The sequence below is a fragment of the Azospirillum sp. A26 genome (assembly GCF_042604635.1).
In the GTDB taxonomy this organism is placed as follows: domain Bacteria; phylum Pseudomonadota; class Alphaproteobacteria; order Azospirillales; family Azospirillaceae; genus Azospirillum; species Azospirillum palustre.
Genome location: NZ_CP170472.1, coordinates 1,653,656 through 1,670,981, shown reverse-complemented (window position 1 = coordinate 1,670,981; position 17,326 = coordinate 1,653,656). Strand labels below are relative to the sequence as shown.

The window sequence follows — 17,326 nt, the reverse complement described above, 5'->3', positions numbered from 1 at the left end:
ACTGCGCGACCGCGACACATCAGGACCGATGGGACGATCGATGCCCCCGAAGAAGAATCCGCTGAACCTGAACCCGCTGCAGCTGCGCACCCTGACCCTGCTGCAGGAGATCGCCCGCCTGGAGAACAAGCCGGCCGAGGACGAGGAGGGTGGCTTCATGATCACCGGCCTGCCGCACGCTCACGGCAACCACTTCCATCTCGGCCATGCCGTGGTCGCCGCCAAGGACGCCACCGGCCTGCAGAACGACGCCGTGTGGACCATCCTGGAGCGCAAGGGCATCGTGAAGCGCACGCCCGCCGCCGCGATCCTGACCGCGACCGGCGTCGAGTACGACACCGGGCTGCGCGACCAGATCCTGCACCATTCCGACCACTGATATCCGGGGCGGAGCCGCGCCGATGGACGACCCCGCCGAACCCACGACCCCGCCGCCGGCCCCGGTGAAGCCGAAGCCGGCGGCATCGGGCCGCGACGAACGCCTTGCCGCCCGCCTGCGCGAGAACCTGCGCAAGCGCAAGGAACAGGCGCGGCAGCGGGGGGAATAGCCCCTCTCCCGGAATCTTCCCTCTCCCGAACTTGGGGAGAGGGCGCTTCCGCTCATGCCAAGCGGCTCCCGGCCAAACCGTTCAGGCCAGTTCCTTCCTGAACCAGATCTGCCTGTGTCCTGGCGGGTAGCCATCCATCTCCGCCCACACCTCATAGCCCTGCTTCGGGTAGAACCCCGGCGCCTGGAAGTCGTAGGTGTAGAGCCGCGACCAGCGGCAGCCGCGGGTCTTGGCCTCCGCCTCCGCCGCAGCCAGCAGCCGGCCGCCGAGACCGCTGCCGCGCGTGGAGTCGTCCACCCACAGCAGGTCGACATACAGCCATTCCCAGTTGGTATAGCCGACCAGCCCGCCCTTCAGCGCGTCGTCCGCATCGCGGGCGGCAACCACCAGGTCGCGGCGGTCATAAGCGCGGCCGAGCGACGCCTCGTTGTAGGCCCGCAGGCCCTCGTAGATTCCGGCGAGGTCGGCCGGGGCGGGGGTGTCCGTCACGGACAGGATGAAGTTCTGGCTCATGGACGCCGAGCTTAGACGTCGCGGCGATGAAGACCAGCGCCGTGATAAAGAACCGTCCATGCGCGCCAAGCGGCCCACCTTTCCTTGAGCGCCGCCGCGTGCTCGGCTACAAACCAGCCTTCACGACCCCTCCATCCAATCGATACGCCAAGGAGTACCCCCGCGATGGGCATCATGCCGGACAGCTGGATCCGCGAGATGGCCGAGACCAAGGGCATGATCGAGCCCTTCGTCGAGACCCAGAAGCGCGAAGGCGTGATTTCCTACGGCGTGTCGTCCTACGGCTACGACGCCCGGGTCGCCGACGAGTTCAAGATCTTCACCAACGTCGACAATGCCATCGTCGACCCGAAGCGCTTCGACGATTCGAGCTTCGTCGACCGCAAGACCGACGTCTGCATCATCCCGCCGAACAGCTTCGCGCTGGCCCGCACGGTGGAGTATTTCCGCATCCCGCGCGACGTTCTGGTCATCTGCCTGGGCAAGAGCACCTATGCCCGCTGCGGTCTGATCGTGAACGTCACCCCGCTGGAGCCGGAGTGGGAGGGCCACGTCACGCTGGAGATCTCCAACACCACCCCGCTGCCCGCCAAGGTCTATGCGAACGAGGGGCTGTGCCAGTTCCTGTTCCTGAAGGGCGACAGCGTGTGCGATGTGTCCTACGCCGACAAGTCCGGCAAATACATGGGGCAGAAGGGCGTCACGCTGCCCCGGCTCTGAGCGCTCCTATTTGAACGCCTTCAAAAGCGTATCTGTGAAAGAAACAGGTCCATGGACAAGATCCGCATCCGCGGCGGCCGACCGCTGAACGGCTCCATCACCGTTGGTGGCGCCAAGAACGCCGCCCTGCCGCTGATGACGGCGTCTCTTCTCACCGACGAGACGCTGACGCTGACCAACCTGCCGATCCTGGCCGATATCAATACGCTGTGCAATCTGCTGTTGCAGCACGGCGTGGCGATCCACATGGCCGGGGCGGGGGGCGACTGCGCCGGCCGCGCCGTGGACTTCACCGCGCGCGACATCACCAACACCACCGCCCCCTACGATCTGGTGCGCAAGATGCGCGCCAGCGTACTGGTGCTGGGGCCGCTGCTGGCCCGCTGCGGCGAGGCCAAGGTGTCGCTGCCCGGCGGCTGCGCCATCGGCGCGCGCCCGGTGGACCTGCACATCAAGGGTCTGGAGGCGATGGGCGCCGACATCCGGATCGATGCCGGCTACATCGTCGCCAAGGCCCCGGCGGGCGGCCTGCGCGGTGCGGAATACGTCTTCCCCAAGGTGTCGGTCGGTGCGACCGAGAACCTGCTGATGGCGGCCACGCTCGCCAAGGGCACCACCATCCTGGTCAACGCCGCGCGCGAGCCGGAGGTGACCGACCTCGCCGAATGCCTGGTCAAGATGGGGGCGAAGATCACCGGCATCGGCACCGACCGGCTGGTGGTCGAGGGTGTCGACCGGCTGCATGCCGCCCGCCACATGGTGGTGGCCGACCGCATCGAGACCGGCACCTATGCGATGGCCGCTGCCATCACCGGTGGCCGTCTTGACATCATGAACACCCGTCTCGATTTGATCAAAGCGGCGGTCAAGGCGCTGGCTCCGGCCGGCGTCGCCTTCGAGGAGATCGAGAACGGGATCCGCGTGTCGCGCGCGAACGGCGAACTGCACGGCGTCGATGTGATGACCGAGCCGTTCCCGGGCTTCCCCACCGACCTTCAGGCCCAGATGATGGCCCTGATGTGCACGGCGACGGGTGCCGCGATGATCACGGAAACGATCTTCGAGAACCGGTTCATGCACGCGCCGGAGCTGACCCGCATGGGCGCGCGGATCACGGTCCACGGCTCGTCGGCCCTGGTGCGTGGCGTGGAGCGGCTGACCGGCGCGCCCGTGATGGCGACGGACCTGCGCGCTTCGGTGTCGCTGGTGCTCGCCGGGCTGGCGGCGGAGGGGGAGACGACGGTCAACCGCGTCTACCACCTCGACCGCGGCTATGAGCGGGTGGAGGAGAAGCTGGCTGCCTGCGGTGCGGAGATCGAACGCATCCACGGCGGCGACGAGTGAACGGCGGGGGTGCCCCTCCCGCCATCCCCTGAGGTTGGCCTTTCCCGAGAGGTGCCCCCGAACATGACGGCCCCAGCCATGACCCCGATCCGCCTGCGCGCCGAAGACGAGGAGGATCTGAAGGTCGTCTCCGCCTGCCTGCAGGACGCCATCCTGCCGGTCGGCGACATGTGCTTCCAGCCCGACGAGAAGCGGTTCGTCATGGTCGTCAACCGCTTCCGCTGGGAGGCCGCCGACGGCCCACGCCCCGGCCCGTCCGCCGACGACGACGATCTGGCCCCCTACGAGCGGGTCCATTGCGGCCTGCGGGTGGAGGGGGTCACCGGTGCCAAGCTGCGCGGCTTCGACCTGAAGGAGCGCGGCCGCATCATGGAGCTGCTGTCGATGGAGACGGTGGAGGGCGGCGTCGCCCTGCATTTCGCCGGTGGCGGCTGCGTCCGCCTCGATGCGCCGTCCTGGCGCGTGATGGTGGAGGATCTGGGTGAGCCCTGGCCCACCGGCTGCAAACCCTGCCACCCCGACGAACCGGCCTGACCGCTTCGGGACGGGTCAGGAGCGCTGGCGATCAGCGCTCCGCGACCTGGGTATCGGTGTGCAGGCGGCGGATCACGTCCTGCGCGGTCTTCTTGTAGGTCACCGTATCCTCGTCCTCGCCCGGCGACAGTTGCGAGCGGCGGACGGTGAAGAAGCGGTGGCCGACATCCAGCATGCCGCTGGCCTCGACCAGGATGCTGATGTCCTTGCCGTCGGCGCTGGGCGACACGGAAACGATCTGGCCCAGCTCTTCGCCGAGCAGACCGGTCACTTCGAGCCCGACAAGATCGTCGCCGCCGCGCGGATCCGCGGCCTGGACCGACTCGATGTGGGCGAATGGCAGGGTTGCCGCCAGCGCAAGGCCGGCCAACAAGGTCTGGAACCTCATGATTTCGGCTCCCATCGCTGATGTGTGTCTCGTATGTCACAATCAACATGGGAATTGCGGGACAGTTCCCAGGGAACCATCCAGGGGTAATCCGGTTTCCACGGCATGACCCTCAGTGAAGGACATGCCTCGATGGCTCAGAAACTCGATGGAAAGACCGTTGCCGTGCTCGCCACCGACGGCTTCGAACAGGTGGAACTGACCGAACCGGTGAAGGCGCTGCGCGACGCCGGCGCCACCGTGCATGTGGTCGCCCCCAAAGCTGGGCAGATTCAGGGCTGGAATCACCATGACCGCGGCGACATGGTCGATGTCGACGTGACGCTCGACCAGGCCGATGCCGGACGCTACGACGCGCTGCTGCTGCCGGGCGGGGTGATGAACCCGGATTCGCTGCGGCTGGAGCCGAAGGCGATCGCGTTCGTGAAGAGCTTCGTGGAGTCCGGCCGCCCTATCGCCGCGATCTGCCACGGCCCCTGGACGCTGATCGATGCCGGCGGCGTGCGCGGCAAGCGCATGACCTCCTGGCCGTCCTTGCAGACCGACCTGCGCAACGCGGGCGCCAGCTGGGTGGACGAGCAGGTGGTGACAGACCACGGGCTGGTCACGTCGCGCAAGCCGGACGACATTCCGGCCTTCTGCCGCAAGATGATCGAGGAGTTCTGCGAAGGCCGCCACGCCGGCCATCGTCACGCGGCGGAGTAATACCAGCGGTCATTGATGATGACCGCTGGTATCCGTGCCGACCGGCACGGCGGCGGCCCATGCCGGCGAAGCTCTTGATCCTGACAGGTCAGGATCAAGAGCCGCTGGTATAAGGGCGCAGACTTGCTCCCTGCCTATCCCTCTCCCGCGAAAGCGGGGGAGGGAAGGGGGCTATCGAATATATGGGAAGAGGGCACCCCTCTCCAGCAGACCCTACGCCGTCACCAGCGGCGACAAGCCGTTCTGGATGGCCCATACCGCGGCCTGCGTGCGGTTCTGCGCGTTGATCTTCCGCATCACGTTCTTGAAATGCATCTTCACCGTCGATTCGGTGATGTGCAGGTTGCGCGCGATGGCCTTGTTCGACTGGCCGGCCAGCAGGCAGCGCAGGATCTGCACCTCTCGCTTCGACAGGTCGCCGCTGGGCGGCATGGCAATCGGGGTGGGGTTGTGCTGCGGGCGTTCGTTGGCGGCGGCCATCAGCAGGCCGGCGACATGGGTGGGATAGACCACCTCGCCCAGCATCACCAACCGCAGGGAGCGCAGCAGGCTCTCGCTCGACATGCTCTTGTTCAGATAGGCGTCGGCGCCGGCCTTCAGCGACTGCGACAGGCTGCGGTCGGCGATGGTGTCGGCAAGCACGGCGATCCGGGCGGAGGTGCCGTCGCGCAACCTCCGGATGCCGGCGATCTCCTCCGGCATGCCATCCTGCAGCGCCAGCACGATCAGGTCGGGTTCCTCGCCGTCGGCAATCAGGTCGAGCGCGTCGTCGGCGCTGGCCGCATGGGCGCTGACCCGGAATGGGCCGCCGCCGATCAACGTTGCCAGGGCCGCAGAAAACAGCCGGTCATGGTCAACCAGCATCACATTCCATGTCGTCATTGATCATCCTCCGCTGAGCCGCCCTTTTTCCGGGCGGCGGCGATCCCCCCTTTTGTTCCGTGCCTGAAGGTCCAGGAAAAGGACCGGACCGGTTGGCCGGTCCGCACGGACTCCGAACATAGAAAATTAGAACAATATTGTTCGGAACAGCGGGCTTTACGCTTCATGCTGGGATGATTTATACGGTTCATTAACCAACAGCGCAAGGTGAGAACAGGAAAGTCACAGCCAATAGATCGGATTTGCGGTGAAAATGATCGTGGATCCATTCATTCGATATTTAGGGGTAGCTGCGCCAAGGAGCGGCGCGAATGAACCGCTTTCCCATTGGGGCTTTTTGGTGTTCTTGGCCCTGACTGAGGAGCGGTCCGCTGAGAATAAGGGGACACGATGGAGTTCGAGCTTCAAGCGCGCGGTGGTTCGCGTAGCGCGGGCAATCCCACGCGGATTTTTCTGGTGGTCGACGAGCAGCCGATGGTCCGCCACGGCTTTGCGCTGTCCATCGGCGAGATCTGCCCTGGGACGCGCGTGCTGGAGGCCGGGTCGTTGGATGAAGCGCTGAACGTCGGCCGCCAGACTCCCGAGCTGGCCCTTGTCCTGTACGACCCCGGCCCGCCGCGCGTGGATGAGGATGACGCGGGCGGCGGCACTATCGCCGGGCTGCGCCGTCTGAAGGAAGCTCTGGGCGAAGTGCCGGTCCTGATCCTGACCAACTCGGACGAGGTGGCGGACATCGTCGACAGCGTCCGCATGGGCGCCCGCGGCTACGTGCTGAAGACCAGCCCGCCGGAGGTGCTGGAGCATGCCATCTCGCTGGCGCTCAGTGGCGACATCTTCCTGCCGCTGCCGCGTGCCGTGCTGAACGGAGCGCTGGCCGAGGGGCCGCGCGGCAACGACGACATCCTGGACCGACTGACCGACCGCCAGCGCGACGTGTTCGAGCTTCTGCTGGCCGGTCACTCCAACAAGGAGATCGCCCGCGGCCTGGGCGTGCTGGAAGGCACGGTGAAGGTGCATGTGCGCGCCATCATGCAGAAGCTGGGCGTGCGCAACCGCACCCAGGTGGCGGTGGTCGCCGCCCGCAACGGCTGCTTCACCGGAGAAGGCTGAAGAGTCCGCATTGCCTGAACGGCCCCGCTTCCGGCAGACTGGCGCCCCTATGATCCAGTGAGGAGCGGGCGCTTGGTTCAGGTGGCGGTGGCCGGCAGGCCGGAAGAGTCGGCAGGCGGGGAAAAGGCGTGCGACGAAAAGAAGGTCGCCGTCCATGGCGCCGCCACCGTCCGGTTCGACCATCGCCACGGCGAAACCCGGCTGGCGACGCTTTACCACCATGACCCGCTGCGGGTGCTGATGCCGACGCCGCGCCGCGATGACCTTCCCATCGCGGTGCTCGCCACAACCTCGGGCGGAATGGTCGGCGGCGACCGCATGGACATCGCCCTGTCCGTCGGGGCGGGCGCCAAGGCGCTGATCACCACCCAGGCGGCCGAGAAGGTCTATCGCTCCACCGGCGCCGACTGCCGCATCGACACCGCTTTGTCGGTGGAGGAGGGCGGCTGGCTGGAATGGATGCCGCAGGAAGCCATCGTCTTCGAAGGCTCCCGCCTGCGCCGCCTGACCCGGATCGACCTGTCGGGCGACGGTCGCGCCATCGCCGGTGAGATGCTGGTCTTCGGCCGCGCAGCCTTCGGTGAGACGGTCACCCGCGGCCTGATCCGCGACGCCTGGGAGGTCGCCCGCGACGGGCGCCTGATCTGGGCCGACGCCCTGCATCTGGATGACGACATCGCCGAGGCGCTGGCCCATCCCGCCGGCTTCGGCGGTGCCGCCGCCTGCGCCACTCTTCTGCATGCCGCTCCCGACGCCGCCCGCCACCTCGATGCGGTCCGGATGCTGGCCGAGCCTCTTGAGGGTGTCCGCATCGGCGCCACCGGGCTGGACGGTCTGCTGATCGTCCGCATCCTCGGCGGCGATGCCCGCGCCGTGCGGCGCGCCTATGCCGCGCTGTGGTCGGGCCTGCGCGCCGAAGCCGCGGGCCTGCCCACCCGCCTGCCGCGGCTGTGGGAGGTCTGACGGGGGCTTTGGGTTCTGCTTGCCAGCACTTTCAAGCCCCTACGTCATACGACGCACTTGGCGCGCCGCGTCATCGTGGCATAATCGCCGGCAACGAACAGGGCGGCGAAAGGGCAATCCCCCGATGAACCTGACAGGGCGCGAGAAGGACAAGCTGCTCGTCGCGATGGCGGCGATGGTGGCGCGGCGGCGGCTGGAGCGTGGGGTCAAGCTGAACCACCCGGAGGCGGTCGCCCTCATCACCGATTACGTGGTGGAGGGGGCGCGCGACGGCCGCACGGTGGCAGAGCTGATGCGGGACGGCGCCACCGTCCTGACCCGCGAGCAGGTGATGGATGGCGTGGCCGACATGATCCACGACATCCAGGTCGAGGCGACCTTCCCCGACGGCACCAAGCTCGTCACCGTCCACCAGCCGATCCGTTGAGAGGGGATGCCCGATGAAACCCGGTGAAATCTTCCCGGCGGCCGGCGAGATCGTGCTGAACGACGGCCGCGACACCGTCGAACTCGACGTCGCCAATGCCGGCGACCGCCCGATCCAGGTCGGTTCGCACTTCCATTTCTACGAGACCAACAGCGCGCTGACCTTCGACCGCGAGCAGGCCAGGGGCTTCCGGCTTGACATTCCGGCCGGGACGGCGGTGCGCTTCGAGCCCGGCCAGACCCGGCGCGTAAAACTTGTCGCCTATGGTGGCGACCGGGTGGTGATCGGCTTCAATCGCAAGGTCAACGGCGCCCTCTGACGGGCCGACAGGAAGGGCGAACGACAATGGCGCACCGCATCGACCGGGCCGAATATGCGGCCCTCTACGGCCCGACCACCGGCGACCGCATCCGGCTGGCCGACACCGACCTGATCGTCGAGGTCGAACGCGACCACACCGTCTATGGCGAAGAGGTGAAGTTCGGCGGCGGCAAGGTGATCCGCGACGGCATGGGACAAAGCCAGCGCTCGCGCCACCAGGGAGCCGTCGACACCGTCATCACCAACGCCCTGATCATCGACCATTGGGGCATCGTCAAGGCCGACATCGGCATCACCGGCGGGCGCATCGCCGCCATCGGCAAGGCCGGCAACCCCGATATCCAGCCCGGCGTCGACATCATCATCGGTCCGGGCACCGAGGTGATCGCCGGCGAAGGCAAGATCGTCACCGCCGGCGGTATCGACGCCCACATCCATTTCATCTGCCCGCAGCAGGTGGACGAGGCGCTGAACAGCGGCGTCACCACCATGCTGGGCGGCGGCACCGGCCCGGCCGCCGGCACCTCGGCCACCACCTGCACGCCGGGGCCGTGGCACATGGAGCGGATGCTCCAGGCGGCCGAAGGCCTGCCGATCAACCTGGGCTTCTTCGGCAAGGGCAACACCAGCCGTCCCGACGCGCTGCTGGAGCAGATCGCCGCCGGCGCCTGCGGCCTGAAGCTGCACGAGGATTGGGGCACCACGCCCGACTCCATCGACACCTGCCTGACCGTGGCTGACCAACTGGACGTCCAGGTGGCGATCCACACCGACACGCTGAACGAATCGGGCTTCGTCGAGGACACCATCGCGGCGTTCAAGGGCCGCACCATCCACACCTTCCACACCGAAGGGGCGGGCGGCGGACACGCGCCGGACATCATCCGGGTGGCGAGCCTCGCCAATGTGCTGCCCAGCTCGACCAACCCGACGCGGCCCTTCACCATCAACACGGTGGACGAGCATCTCGACATGCTGATGGTGTGCCATCACCTCAGCCCGCGCATCCCGGAGGACGTCGCCTTCGCCGAAAGCCGCATCCGGCGCGAGACCATCGCGGCGGAAGACATCCTGCACGATCTGGGCGTCTTCTCCATGATCTCGTCCGACAGCCAGGCGATGGGCCGGCTGGGCGAGGTGGTGATCCGCACCTGGCAGACCGCCCACAAGATGAAGCTGCAGCGTGGGCGTCTGCCGCAGGAGACCGGCGACAACGACAATTTCCGGGTCAAGCGCTACATCGCCAAATACACCATCAACCCGGCGCTGTCGCACGGCATCGGCCATGTCGTCGGCTCGGTCGAGGTCGGCAAGCTGGCCGATCTGGTGGTGTGGTCGCCGGCCTTCTTCGGCGTGAAGCCGGACATGGTCATCAAGTGCGGCACCATCGCCGCCGCGCTGATGGGCGACCCCAACGCCTCGATCCCGACGCCGCAGCCGGTGCATTACCGCCCGATGTTCGGCGCCTTCGGCCGGGCGATGCAGGCCAGCAGCGTGACCTTCGTCAGCGCCAAGGCGCTGGAACTGGAGGTCGGCCGCCAGCTTGGCCTGCACCGCGAGCTGATCGCCGTCAAGGGCACCCGCACCGTCGGCAAGAAGGACATGATCCACAACGATGCCACCCCGCACATCGAGGTGGACCCGGAGACCTACGAGGTGCGGGCGGACGGACAGCTGCTGACCTGCGAACCGGCGGACATCCTGCCGATGGCGCAGCGCTATTTCCTGTTCTGAGGCACGTTTTTATCCCCTCTCCCCGCTGGGGACAGGGTTAGGGTGAGGGGGAACCGCTTCGAGGATCTCTTCGGCTGCGCCGAACCCCCTCATCCCAGCCTTCTCCCCAGGGGCGAGAAGGAGTTATTCGCAGGGCTTAAATACGTTGATCGGTGTATTCGATTCAGGACATGGCGGATTGACGGTGCTGCGCGCCCTGGTGGATGCGGCGCCTGGCCGGCCCTTCGTCTATCTCGGCGACCACGCCGCCGCTCCCTACGGCCCGCGCAGCGAGGACGACATCTACCGGCTGACCATCGCCGGGATGGACCGTCTGTTCGACCAGGGCTGCCGGCTGATCGTCATCGCCTGCAACACCGCCGCGGCCGTCGCGCTGCGCCGGCTCCAGCAGGAATGGCTGCCGTCGGCCCATCCCGGCCGCAACGTGCTGGGGGTGCTGGTGCCGATGGTGGAGGCGATCACCCGCGTGCCTTGGATGATCGACACCGTTCCGCCCGATCATCTCGCAGAACCGCGCAGCGTCGGCATCTTCGCCACCGCGGCGACGGTCAATTCCGGCTCCTTCCCGCGGGAGATCGGCAAGCGCGCCCCGTCCGTCCGCGTCGTGCAGCAGGCCTGTCCCGACCTCGTGCCGCTGATCGAGCGTGGCGCGTCGGACGACGAGATCGAGCCGGCGGTGAACGGCTATGTCCGCGTCCTGCTTGACAAGATGGGCGGCCAGCCACTCGACACGGTGGTGCTGGGCTGCACCCATTACCCGCTGGTCCGCCACCTGTTCGCCCGCGCGCTGCCGCCGGGGGTGGAGGTGCTGTGCCAGCCGACGCTGACCGCACGCTCGCTCGACCAGTATTTCGACCGTCACCCCGAATATCGCCCTGACCCGGCCGAGAACGGCCTGCGCTTCTTCACCACTGGGGACGCGGTGCTGGTCAGCGAACTGGCCGGCCGCTTCTTCGGCCACCCGACCCCCTTCGAACGGCTTACCTGATGACCGATCCCGCCCGCCGCGCCACCCGAGTCCACGCCCGCGGCCATTGGCCGGTCGAGCAGGCGGCCGGCACCGTGACGCTCGCCTTTGACGACCGCTTCCGCCGCCGCATGGCGATGACCGACGATGCCGGCGGCGCCTTCCTGCTCGACCTGCCGCGCGCGGTGGCGCTGGACGACGGCGACGGGCTGGAACTGACCGACGGCAGCTTTCTCCGCGTCGTCGCCGCGCCTGAGGACCTGATGGAGGTCCGCGTGCCCGGCCCGGTCGAGGCCTTCGCCCGCGTCGCCTGGCATCTCGGCAACCGCCACTTGCCGGTGCAGATCGTCGGCGACACCATCCGGCTGCGCCGTGACCATGTGATCGAGGACATGCTGCGCGGGCTTGGCGCCGAGGTGCGCGACGTGTCGGCGCCCTTCATGCCGGAAGGCGGCGCCTATGGCGGTCATTCGCATGGCGGCGGGCATGGGCATTCGCACTGAGGTGGATAGCGGCATCTCCACCCACGCCCTGACGCGCCTGCTGGCGTGGCTGTCGCCCAGCTTTCCGGTCGGCGGCTTCTCCTACAGCCATGGCATCGAGGCGGCGGTGGAGCAGGGGCTGGTGCGCGACCGGGCGACGATGATCGTCTGGCTCGACGGCATCCTGCGCCATGGCGCCGGGCGGACCGATGGGATGCTGTTCGCCGCCGCCCACCGGGCCGTGCTGGCCGGCGACGAGGCCGGTTTCGCCTGGGCGGTGGAACGGGCCGACATCCTGCGTGCGTCGGCCGAGATGGGGCTGGAATCGCGGGCGCAGGGGCAGGCTTTCCTGCTGGCGATCCGCGCCGCATGGCCGCTCGACGGGCTGGCGCGCTGGGATGCGGTGATCGCCGGCACCGGACGGCCGGTCGCCTATGCGGTTGCGGTGGCGCTGGCAGCATCCCTGATCGGCGTGGCGGAGGGGCCGGCGCTGACCGCCTACCTCCATGCCTTTTCCGCCAATCTGGTGTCGGCCGGCGTGCGGCTGGTGCCGCTGGGCCAGACAGACGGGCAGCGGGCGCTGGCGGCACTCGATCCCATCACGCACTGGGCGGCCGAGGCGGCGCTGGCGGCCCCGCTCGACGATCTCGGCGGCCGGGCGATGGCCGTCGATTGGACCTCGATGATCCACGAAACCCAATATACGAGGCTGTTCCGCTCATGAGCGCTCTCCCCGCTATCGAAAAGAGCCACGCCGGTCCGCTTCGCGTCGGCATCGGCGGTCCCGTCGGCTCCGGCAAGACCGCGCTGACCGACGCGCTGTGCAAGCGCATGCGCGAGGATTGGGAGGTCGCGGCGATCACCAACGACATCTACACCAAGGAGGATGCGGAGTTCCTCACCCGCTCCGGCGCGCTGAAGCCGGAACGGATCATGGGGGTGGAGACCGGCGGCTGCCCGCACACCGCGATCCGCGAGGACGCCTCGATCAACCTCGCCGCCGTCGACCAGATGAACGCGAAGTTCCCCAACCTCGACCTGATCTTCATCGAATCGGGCGGCGACAACCTCGCGGCGACCTTCTCGCCGGAACTGGCGGACATCACTATCTACGTCATCGACGTGTCGGCCGGCGACAAGATCCCGCGCAAGGGCGGGCCGGGCATCACCCGGTCGGACCTGCTGGTCATCAACAAGACCGATCTCGCCCCGATGGTCGGCGCCAGCCTGGAGGTGATGGACCGCGATGCCCGCAAGATGCGCGGCGACCGGCCCTTCGTCTTCGCCAACGTCAAGGCAGGCGAGGGGGTCGATGCCATCCAGTCCTTCATCGTCCAGCGCGGTGGGTTGCCCCTTCCGGGCTGACCTTTCACAACTGGGGGAAGATCGGCGCCCGGGACTCTCTGGCTGATGGAACCTCCGGCTTGACCATGCTGTTCATGCAGCATGAGACGATTCAAGCCGGAGGATGCCCTGATGACGCGCCCCACCCCTGCAACGGCCCTGCTGCTGGCCGCGCTGGGAACCCTGTCCTTCGCCGCGCCCGCGCTGGCGGCCGACGACTGCGCGGCCGGGCTTGACCGGCTGGGACAGCAGGCGGCGGCTCTCGAGGCTGCCGGCCCCGGCTCCGCCGCTCCGGTGACCCCGCAGGAAACCGCACAGCTGCGCGCGCTCCAGCAGGCGGCGCAGGGCGCCGCACAGAAGGGCAATGCCCCCGCCTGCCAAGCCATCCTGGGCGAGGCGACGGCGCTTCAGGATTCCATCGCCCACCCGCGCGCTATCGCCGCCGACGATCTTGAGAACGCCAAGCTGCGCAGCCCGGACGGCAAGGATCTCGGCAGCATCTCCGAACTGATCATCGATCCCGGCACCGGGCGCGTCGCCTATGCTGTGGTCGAGCTGGGCGGCTTCCTCGGCATCGGCGAGGCCGACTTCGCGGTTCCGTGGGCGCTGTTCACCCCGTCGGGCGAGGGCTATGTCCTGAATGTGCCGAAGGACAAGCTGACCAACGCGCCGCGGTTCGACGACAAGAACCGCCCGAACATGAACGACCGGCAGTGGGCGATGGCGGTTCACACCTATTACGGCGTTGCCCCCTACTGGATGCGCGATTCGGCGACGCTGGCCGCCATCGCCGGCGCGGCCGGTGGAAGCGGCGAGGTCTCGGCGGCACCGCTGCGCCAGGAGGTGCAGCGCCTGTCGCAGGAGGTGGCGCGGCTGAACAGCGAGTTGCAGCAGGCGCGCGGCGCTGCCGGCTCCAGCGGGGCGACGCCCGGCGCAGGAATGGGGCAGGGCGGTGCGCCCAAGGCGACGCCGGACGCCGCCGCGCAGACGCCCTCCGGGAACGGCAGCCCCCAGCCGCCGGTTTCCCAACAGTGACGCGATAACGATCCGATGGCGGACGGTCCCTGATCGGGACCCGCCTGACCGGGACCCGCATTCAGGAGGACCGACATGGAACTCTCTTCGATCACCGATACGGCCCAGCGCAACCTGCGCGGCATAGCGGACAACGTGGCCGAACGCCTGCCCGGCCCCACCGGCAGCTATGGCATCAATGTCGGCCACAATGAACGGCTGGCGTCGCTGGCCGGCGGCGTGGTGCTGGCGGTGCTGGGCCTGCGCCGGCCAAACTGGACCGGCGCGGCCATGGCGCTGGCCGGCGGCGCCCTGGTCGCGCGCGGCCTGACCGGCTATTGCCCCGGCAAGGCGATGCTGGCCGACTGGTCGCACAATGACCGGGCGGCCTTTCCGGCACAGGATGTCGAGCATGGCATCGACCCCTATTCCCGGCATCCCGGCGACATCTATCAGGAGAGCTGCGAGGAGGAGATCGTCGACGAGGCCTCCCAGGAATCCTTCCCGGCGAGCGATCCGCCCTCCTTCAGCCCGGGTGTTGCGCGGTAAGCGGGCAATCAGCCAAGCGGCCTGATGCGATAACAGAAATGTCATCAAGAAACGGTCTGCCAGTCACACGCTGGCGGGCCGTTTTTGATATGGATCAATGAAAGACAGAATCTGGGCAACTTCGGCTTTTACTGAGCATGCCTGCGGCAATGCTGCGCAATGATTGAAGCGCATGTGCGGTTCGCGCCCATTGCACGTTGCGGACCCGCGGCCATTCGTTTATGGTGCACTGCACAAGGAACGCCGCGTCTGTGCACCCGGCGAAAGGCCGCCACGGTTGCGGCCGCTCCTCCCGTCACATCGACCGCAGGACAGTCCGCATGACCACGATCATTCCCGCCGCCGCCACGCTCGAAGGCAAGAAGGGGCTCGTTCTTGGCATCGCCAACGACCAGTCGATCGCCTGGGGCTGCGCCCGCGCCTTTCGCGCGATGGGTGCCGACCTCGCGGTCAGCTATCTGAACGACAAGGCCAAGAAGTTCGTCGAGCCGCTGGCCCAGCAGCTCGAGGCCGAGATTTTCGAGCCGGTGGACGTCACCGGCGAGGGCGAACTGAAGGCCATCTTCGACAAGATCGGCGAGAAGTGGGGCAAGCTCGACTTCGCGCTGCACAGCATCGCCTTCGCCCCGAAGGAGGATCTGCACGGCCGCGTCGTCGATTGCTCGCGCGAAGGCTTCCAGCAGGCGATGGACGTCTCCTGCCATTCCTTCATCCGCATGGCCAAGTATGCCGAGCCGCTGATGAAGGACGGTGGGTCGCTGTTCACCATGTCCTATTTCGGTGCCAACCGCGTCATCGACAATTATGGCGTCATGGGTCCGGTCAAGGCCGCCCTGGAAGCCAGCGTGCGCTATCTGGCGGCTGAGTTGGGCCCGAAGGGCATCCGCGTCCACGCCATCTCTCCCGGCCCGATCAAGACCCGCGCCGCCTCCGGCATCGCCCATTTCGACGAGCTGATGAACAAGGCCGCCGAGCGCGCCCCGGAAGGCCGTCTGGTCACCATCGAAGAGGTCGGCTACACCACCGCCTTCCTCGCCACCGATGGTGCGAAGGGCATCACCGGCGACACCACCTATGTCGACTGCGGCTATTCGATCGTCGGCTGACGGCGACGGATTCTAACCCTCGTCCTAGAGCGGCAGGATCCAGATTGCGGAATGGGGCGGGTGCGGCGACGCATCCGCCCTGTTTCGTTCCTGGTCGCCGCCAGCCTCCTGCGGGTGCGTCATATTGCCGTGTGACGCCGCCGGCTGTTTTGGCGCAATGGTGACACCAGCCATAATCCGGGCTAACGGGGTGCCGGCAAAGGGGGAGGCGGCAGGGTCATGGGCGCCATAACATGGCGACGGCAGTTGAGCGTCGGCCAACCGTCCATCGACGACGATCACAAGCACCTGATCGAGTATCTGAACGAACTCGACGCAGCGCTGGCCGCTGAGCGGTTCCAGCCGGTCCGCGTCGCCAAGATCCTGGTCAAGCTGCTGGAATACACCAAGGAGCATTTCGCCCGCGAAGAGCGGATCATGCAGATCGTGCGCTACCCGCAGTTCGAGGAGCATGTCGCCATGCACCGCGCCGCGGTGAAGATGGTCAGCGAACTGTCCAACCGCTTTTCGATCGAACCCACCCACGAGAATGCGGAGAAGCTCTACAAATTCACCGCCGACTGGCTGGTTCGCCACATCATCCTGATGGACACGCAGCTGACGCCCTATGTTCGCGGCGTGTGGGCGTAAGGGGGGAGGGGAGGCTCTTACCCCACAAACTCCGCCGCCCGGTAGCCCTGGGCGTAGAGCAGGGCGGTGAGGTCGCCATGATCGACGCGGGCGCGGGCTTCGGCGGCGACCACCGCCTTGGCATGGAAGGCGACGCCGAGCCCGGCGGCCAGCAGCATCGGCAGGTCGTTGGCGCCGTCGCCGACGGCCATGGTTTCCGCCACCGGCACGCGATGCTCGCCGGCATAGGCCATCAGCGCCTGGAGCTTGCTGTCCTTGTCGAGGATCGGCTCGATCACCTTGCCGGTCATCACGCCGTCAACGACCTCCAGCTCGTTGCCGCGGTCGTCGTCGAAGCCGATCCAGCTGCGCACCCGGCCGGTGAAGCAGCGGAAGCCGCCCGACACCAGAACGCAGACGGCACCGTTGGCGCGCATGGTACCGACCAGCTGGGCGGCACCCGGCATCAGCGTGGCGCGCTGCCACACCTCGTCGATCACTGTCTCGTTCAGGCCCTTCAGCAGGGCGACCCGCTCGCGTACCGCGTCCTTGAAGTCGATCTCGCCGTTCATGGCGCGGGCGGTGATGTCGGCGATGTGGTCCTTCAGCCCGACATAATCGCCAAGCTCGTCCAGCATCTCCTGCTCGATGATCGTCGATTCCATGTCGGCGACCAGCAGCCGCTTGCGCCGCGTCGCCGCGGGCTGGGCGATGATGTCCAGCGCCACGCCGGTCCCATTCGCCGTCAGGGCATGGCGGACCGCCGCCTCCGCCTGCTCGGGCGCCAGATTGCCGAAGGGCAGGTCGCAGGCGGTGCCCGGCGCCAGCCAGTCCGGTGCGCCGGCATCGGCACCCAGCCCGACCAGCGCCGCCTTGGCGGTCTGGACGGCGGCCTCGTCGAGCGTGGCGGTGCGGGGGGCGATCAGCGTGGCGACGGCGTTCATCGGCGGGTATCCCGAGGAAAAGAGGGCCTTTGCGCGCTGCCTACCACAGCCACGGGGCCGGGTCCAACGAAGCTTCGGCGTCGGCATGCGGTTGGGTGTTGCAAAGCGGGCGCCGGAACGCC

23 protein-coding genes are annotated in these 17,326 nt (G+C 67.6%); 19 read left to right on the top strand and 4 right to left on the bottom strand.

The genetic code is table 11. The features are described from left to right. The first annotated feature begins 40 nt into the window (after positions 1–40). Positions 41–379 carry a hypothetical protein gene (locus ABNQ39_RS08505; RefSeq protein WP_109050879.1) on the top strand — a complete coding sequence of 113 codons (339 nt, stop codon included), beginning with the start codon at positions 41–43 and terminating at the stop codon, positions 377–379. Positions 380–401: 22 nt separating this feature from the next. Beyond that, positions 402–548, top strand: a complete 147-nt coding sequence (locus tag ABNQ39_RS08500) for a hypothetical protein (protein WP_376956825.1) — start codon at positions 402–404, stop codon at positions 546–548. A gap of 81 nt (positions 549–629) precedes the next feature. Here the strand turns inward: ABNQ39_RS08500 and ABNQ39_RS08495 are convergent, their stop codons facing one another. Next, the gene (locus ABNQ39_RS08495) at positions 630–1,061 is read right to left on the bottom strand and encodes a GNAT family N-acetyltransferase (protein WP_376956823.1); all 432 of its coding nucleotides are present in this window, start codon (positions 1,059–1,061) and stop codon (positions 630–632) included. A 165-nt stretch (positions 1,062–1,226) separates the two neighbouring features. Between ABNQ39_RS08495 and dcd the strand changes: the two genes are divergently transcribed. The 3 genes from dcd to ABNQ39_RS08480 all read left to right on the top strand — a co-directional run bounded on the left by dcd (position 1,227) and on the right by ABNQ39_RS08480 (position 3,659). Further along, entirely contained in the window at positions 1,227–1,781 is a 555-nt protein-coding gene (gene dcd, locus ABNQ39_RS08490) for a dCTP deaminase (RefSeq protein WP_042696175.1), read from the top strand. Positions 1,782–1,832: 51 nt separating this feature from the next. Next, positions 1,833–3,125: a UDP-N-acetylglucosamine 1-carboxyvinyltransferase gene (gene murA, locus ABNQ39_RS08485; RefSeq protein WP_376956820.1), complete on the top strand. Its 1,293-nt coding sequence runs from the start codon at positions 1,833–1,835 to the stop codon at positions 3,123–3,125. A gap of 63 nt (positions 3,126–3,188) precedes the next feature. Beyond that, on the top strand, positions 3,189–3,659 hold the full coding sequence (locus ABNQ39_RS08480; protein ID WP_376956818.1) for a DUF2948 family protein: 471 nt from the start codon (positions 3,189–3,191) through the stop codon (positions 3,657–3,659). A 31-nt stretch (positions 3,660–3,690) separates the two neighbouring features. Here the strand turns inward: ABNQ39_RS08480 and ABNQ39_RS08475 are convergent, their stop codons facing one another. Next, positions 3,691–4,047 carry a hypothetical protein gene (locus ABNQ39_RS08475; RefSeq protein WP_376956816.1) on the bottom strand — a complete coding sequence of 119 codons (357 nt, stop codon included), beginning with the start codon at positions 4,045–4,047 and terminating at the stop codon, positions 3,691–3,693. 132 nt (positions 4,048–4,179) lie between these two features. Between ABNQ39_RS08475 and ABNQ39_RS08470 the strand changes: the two genes are divergently transcribed. Then, on the top strand, positions 4,180–4,752 hold the full coding sequence (locus ABNQ39_RS08470) for a type 1 glutamine amidotransferase domain-containing protein (RefSeq protein WP_376956814.1): 573 nt from the start codon (positions 4,180–4,182) through the stop codon (positions 4,750–4,752). Positions 4,753–4,965: 213 nt separating this feature from the next. On the opposite strand, the gene ABNQ39_RS08465 is transcribed toward ABNQ39_RS08470, so the two are convergent. Then, complete coding sequence (locus ABNQ39_RS08465; protein ID WP_376956812.1) at positions 4,966–5,634, bottom strand: LuxR C-terminal-related transcriptional regulator; 669 nt, start codon at positions 5,632–5,634, stop codon at positions 4,966–4,968. A gap of 456 nt (positions 5,635–6,090) precedes the next feature. On the opposite strand from ABNQ39_RS08465, the gene ABNQ39_RS08460 reads away from it, so the two are divergent. The 13 genes from ABNQ39_RS08460 (at position 6,091) to ABNQ39_RS08400 (ending at position 16,281) form a co-directional block, all read left to right on the top strand. Then, positions 6,091–6,744 carry a LuxR C-terminal-related transcriptional regulator gene (locus tag ABNQ39_RS08460; RefSeq protein WP_376956810.1) on the top strand — a complete coding sequence of 218 codons (654 nt, stop codon included), beginning with the start codon at positions 6,091–6,093 and terminating at the stop codon, positions 6,742–6,744. 81 nt (positions 6,745–6,825) lie between these two features. Beyond that, positions 6,826–7,707, top strand: coding sequence for an urease accessory protein UreD (locus tag ABNQ39_RS08455; protein ID WP_376959770.1), 882 nt, complete (start codon positions 6,826–6,828; stop codon positions 7,705–7,707). Positions 7,708–7,831: 124 nt separating this feature from the next. Further along, positions 7,832–8,134, top strand: coding sequence for an urease subunit gamma (locus tag ABNQ39_RS08450; RefSeq protein ID WP_109050871.1), 303 nt, complete (start codon positions 7,832–7,834; stop codon positions 8,132–8,134). A 13-nt stretch (positions 8,135–8,147) separates the two neighbouring features. Beyond that, a complete protein-coding gene (locus ABNQ39_RS08445; RefSeq protein WP_376956807.1) occupies positions 8,148–8,453 on the top strand; it encodes an urease subunit beta in 306 nt (101 codons plus the stop codon). Positions 8,454–8,479: 26 nt separating this feature from the next. Beyond that, positions 8,480–10,189: an urease subunit alpha gene (ureC, locus tag ABNQ39_RS08440; RefSeq protein WP_376956804.1), complete on the top strand. Its 1,710-nt coding sequence runs from the start codon at positions 8,480–8,482 to the stop codon at positions 10,187–10,189. A 145-nt stretch (positions 10,190–10,334) separates the two neighbouring features. Beyond that, positions 10,335–11,177 carry a glutamate racemase gene (gene murI / locus ABNQ39_RS08435; RefSeq protein ID WP_376956802.1) on the top strand — a complete coding sequence of 281 codons (843 nt, stop codon included), beginning with the start codon at positions 10,335–10,337 and terminating at the stop codon, positions 11,175–11,177. Next, positions 11,177–11,659, top strand: coding sequence for an urease accessory protein UreE (locus ABNQ39_RS08430; RefSeq protein WP_376956800.1), 483 nt, complete (start codon positions 11,177–11,179; stop codon positions 11,657–11,659). Before murI ends, ABNQ39_RS08430 begins: the two co-directional genes overlap by 1 nt. Then, entirely contained in the window at positions 11,643–12,362 is a 720-nt protein-coding gene (locus ABNQ39_RS08425; protein WP_376956798.1) for an urease accessory protein UreF, read from the top strand. The genes ABNQ39_RS08430 and ABNQ39_RS08425 overlap by 17 nt, the downstream gene beginning before the upstream one ends. Then, the gene (ureG, locus tag ABNQ39_RS08420) at positions 12,359–13,003 is read left to right on the top strand and encodes an urease accessory protein UreG (protein WP_098739331.1); all 645 of its coding nucleotides are present in this window, start codon (positions 12,359–12,361) and stop codon (positions 13,001–13,003) included. The genes ABNQ39_RS08425 and ureG overlap by 4 nt, the downstream gene beginning before the upstream one ends. 111 nt (positions 13,004–13,114) lie before the next feature. Beyond that, the gene (locus ABNQ39_RS08415) at positions 13,115–14,017 is read left to right on the top strand and encodes a PRC-barrel domain-containing protein (protein WP_376956795.1); all 903 of its coding nucleotides are present in this window, start codon (positions 13,115–13,117) and stop codon (positions 14,015–14,017) included. Between the two features lie 75 nt (positions 14,018–14,092). Next, entirely contained in the window at positions 14,093–14,545 is a 453-nt protein-coding gene (locus ABNQ39_RS08410; protein ID WP_376956793.1) for a YgaP family membrane protein, read from the top strand. 320 nt (positions 14,546–14,865) lie between these two features. Beyond that, positions 14,866–15,651: an enoyl-ACP reductase FabI gene (gene fabI, locus ABNQ39_RS08405; protein ID WP_109050864.1), complete on the top strand. Its 786-nt coding sequence runs from the start codon at positions 14,866–14,868 to the stop codon at positions 15,649–15,651. A 219-nt stretch (positions 15,652–15,870) separates the two neighbouring features. Then, positions 15,871–16,281 (top strand): bacteriohemerythrin, encoded by a 411-nt coding sequence (locus ABNQ39_RS08400; RefSeq protein ID WP_376956790.1) that lies wholly within the window; start codon positions 15,871–15,873, stop codon positions 16,279–16,281. Between the two features lie 17 nt (positions 16,282–16,298). On the opposite strand, the gene serB is transcribed toward ABNQ39_RS08400, so the two are convergent. After that, positions 16,299–17,204: a phosphoserine phosphatase SerB gene (serB, locus tag ABNQ39_RS08395; RefSeq protein ID WP_376956788.1), complete on the bottom strand. Its 906-nt coding sequence runs from the start codon at positions 17,202–17,204 to the stop codon at positions 16,299–16,301. Positions 17,205–17,326 lie beyond the last annotated feature (122 nt).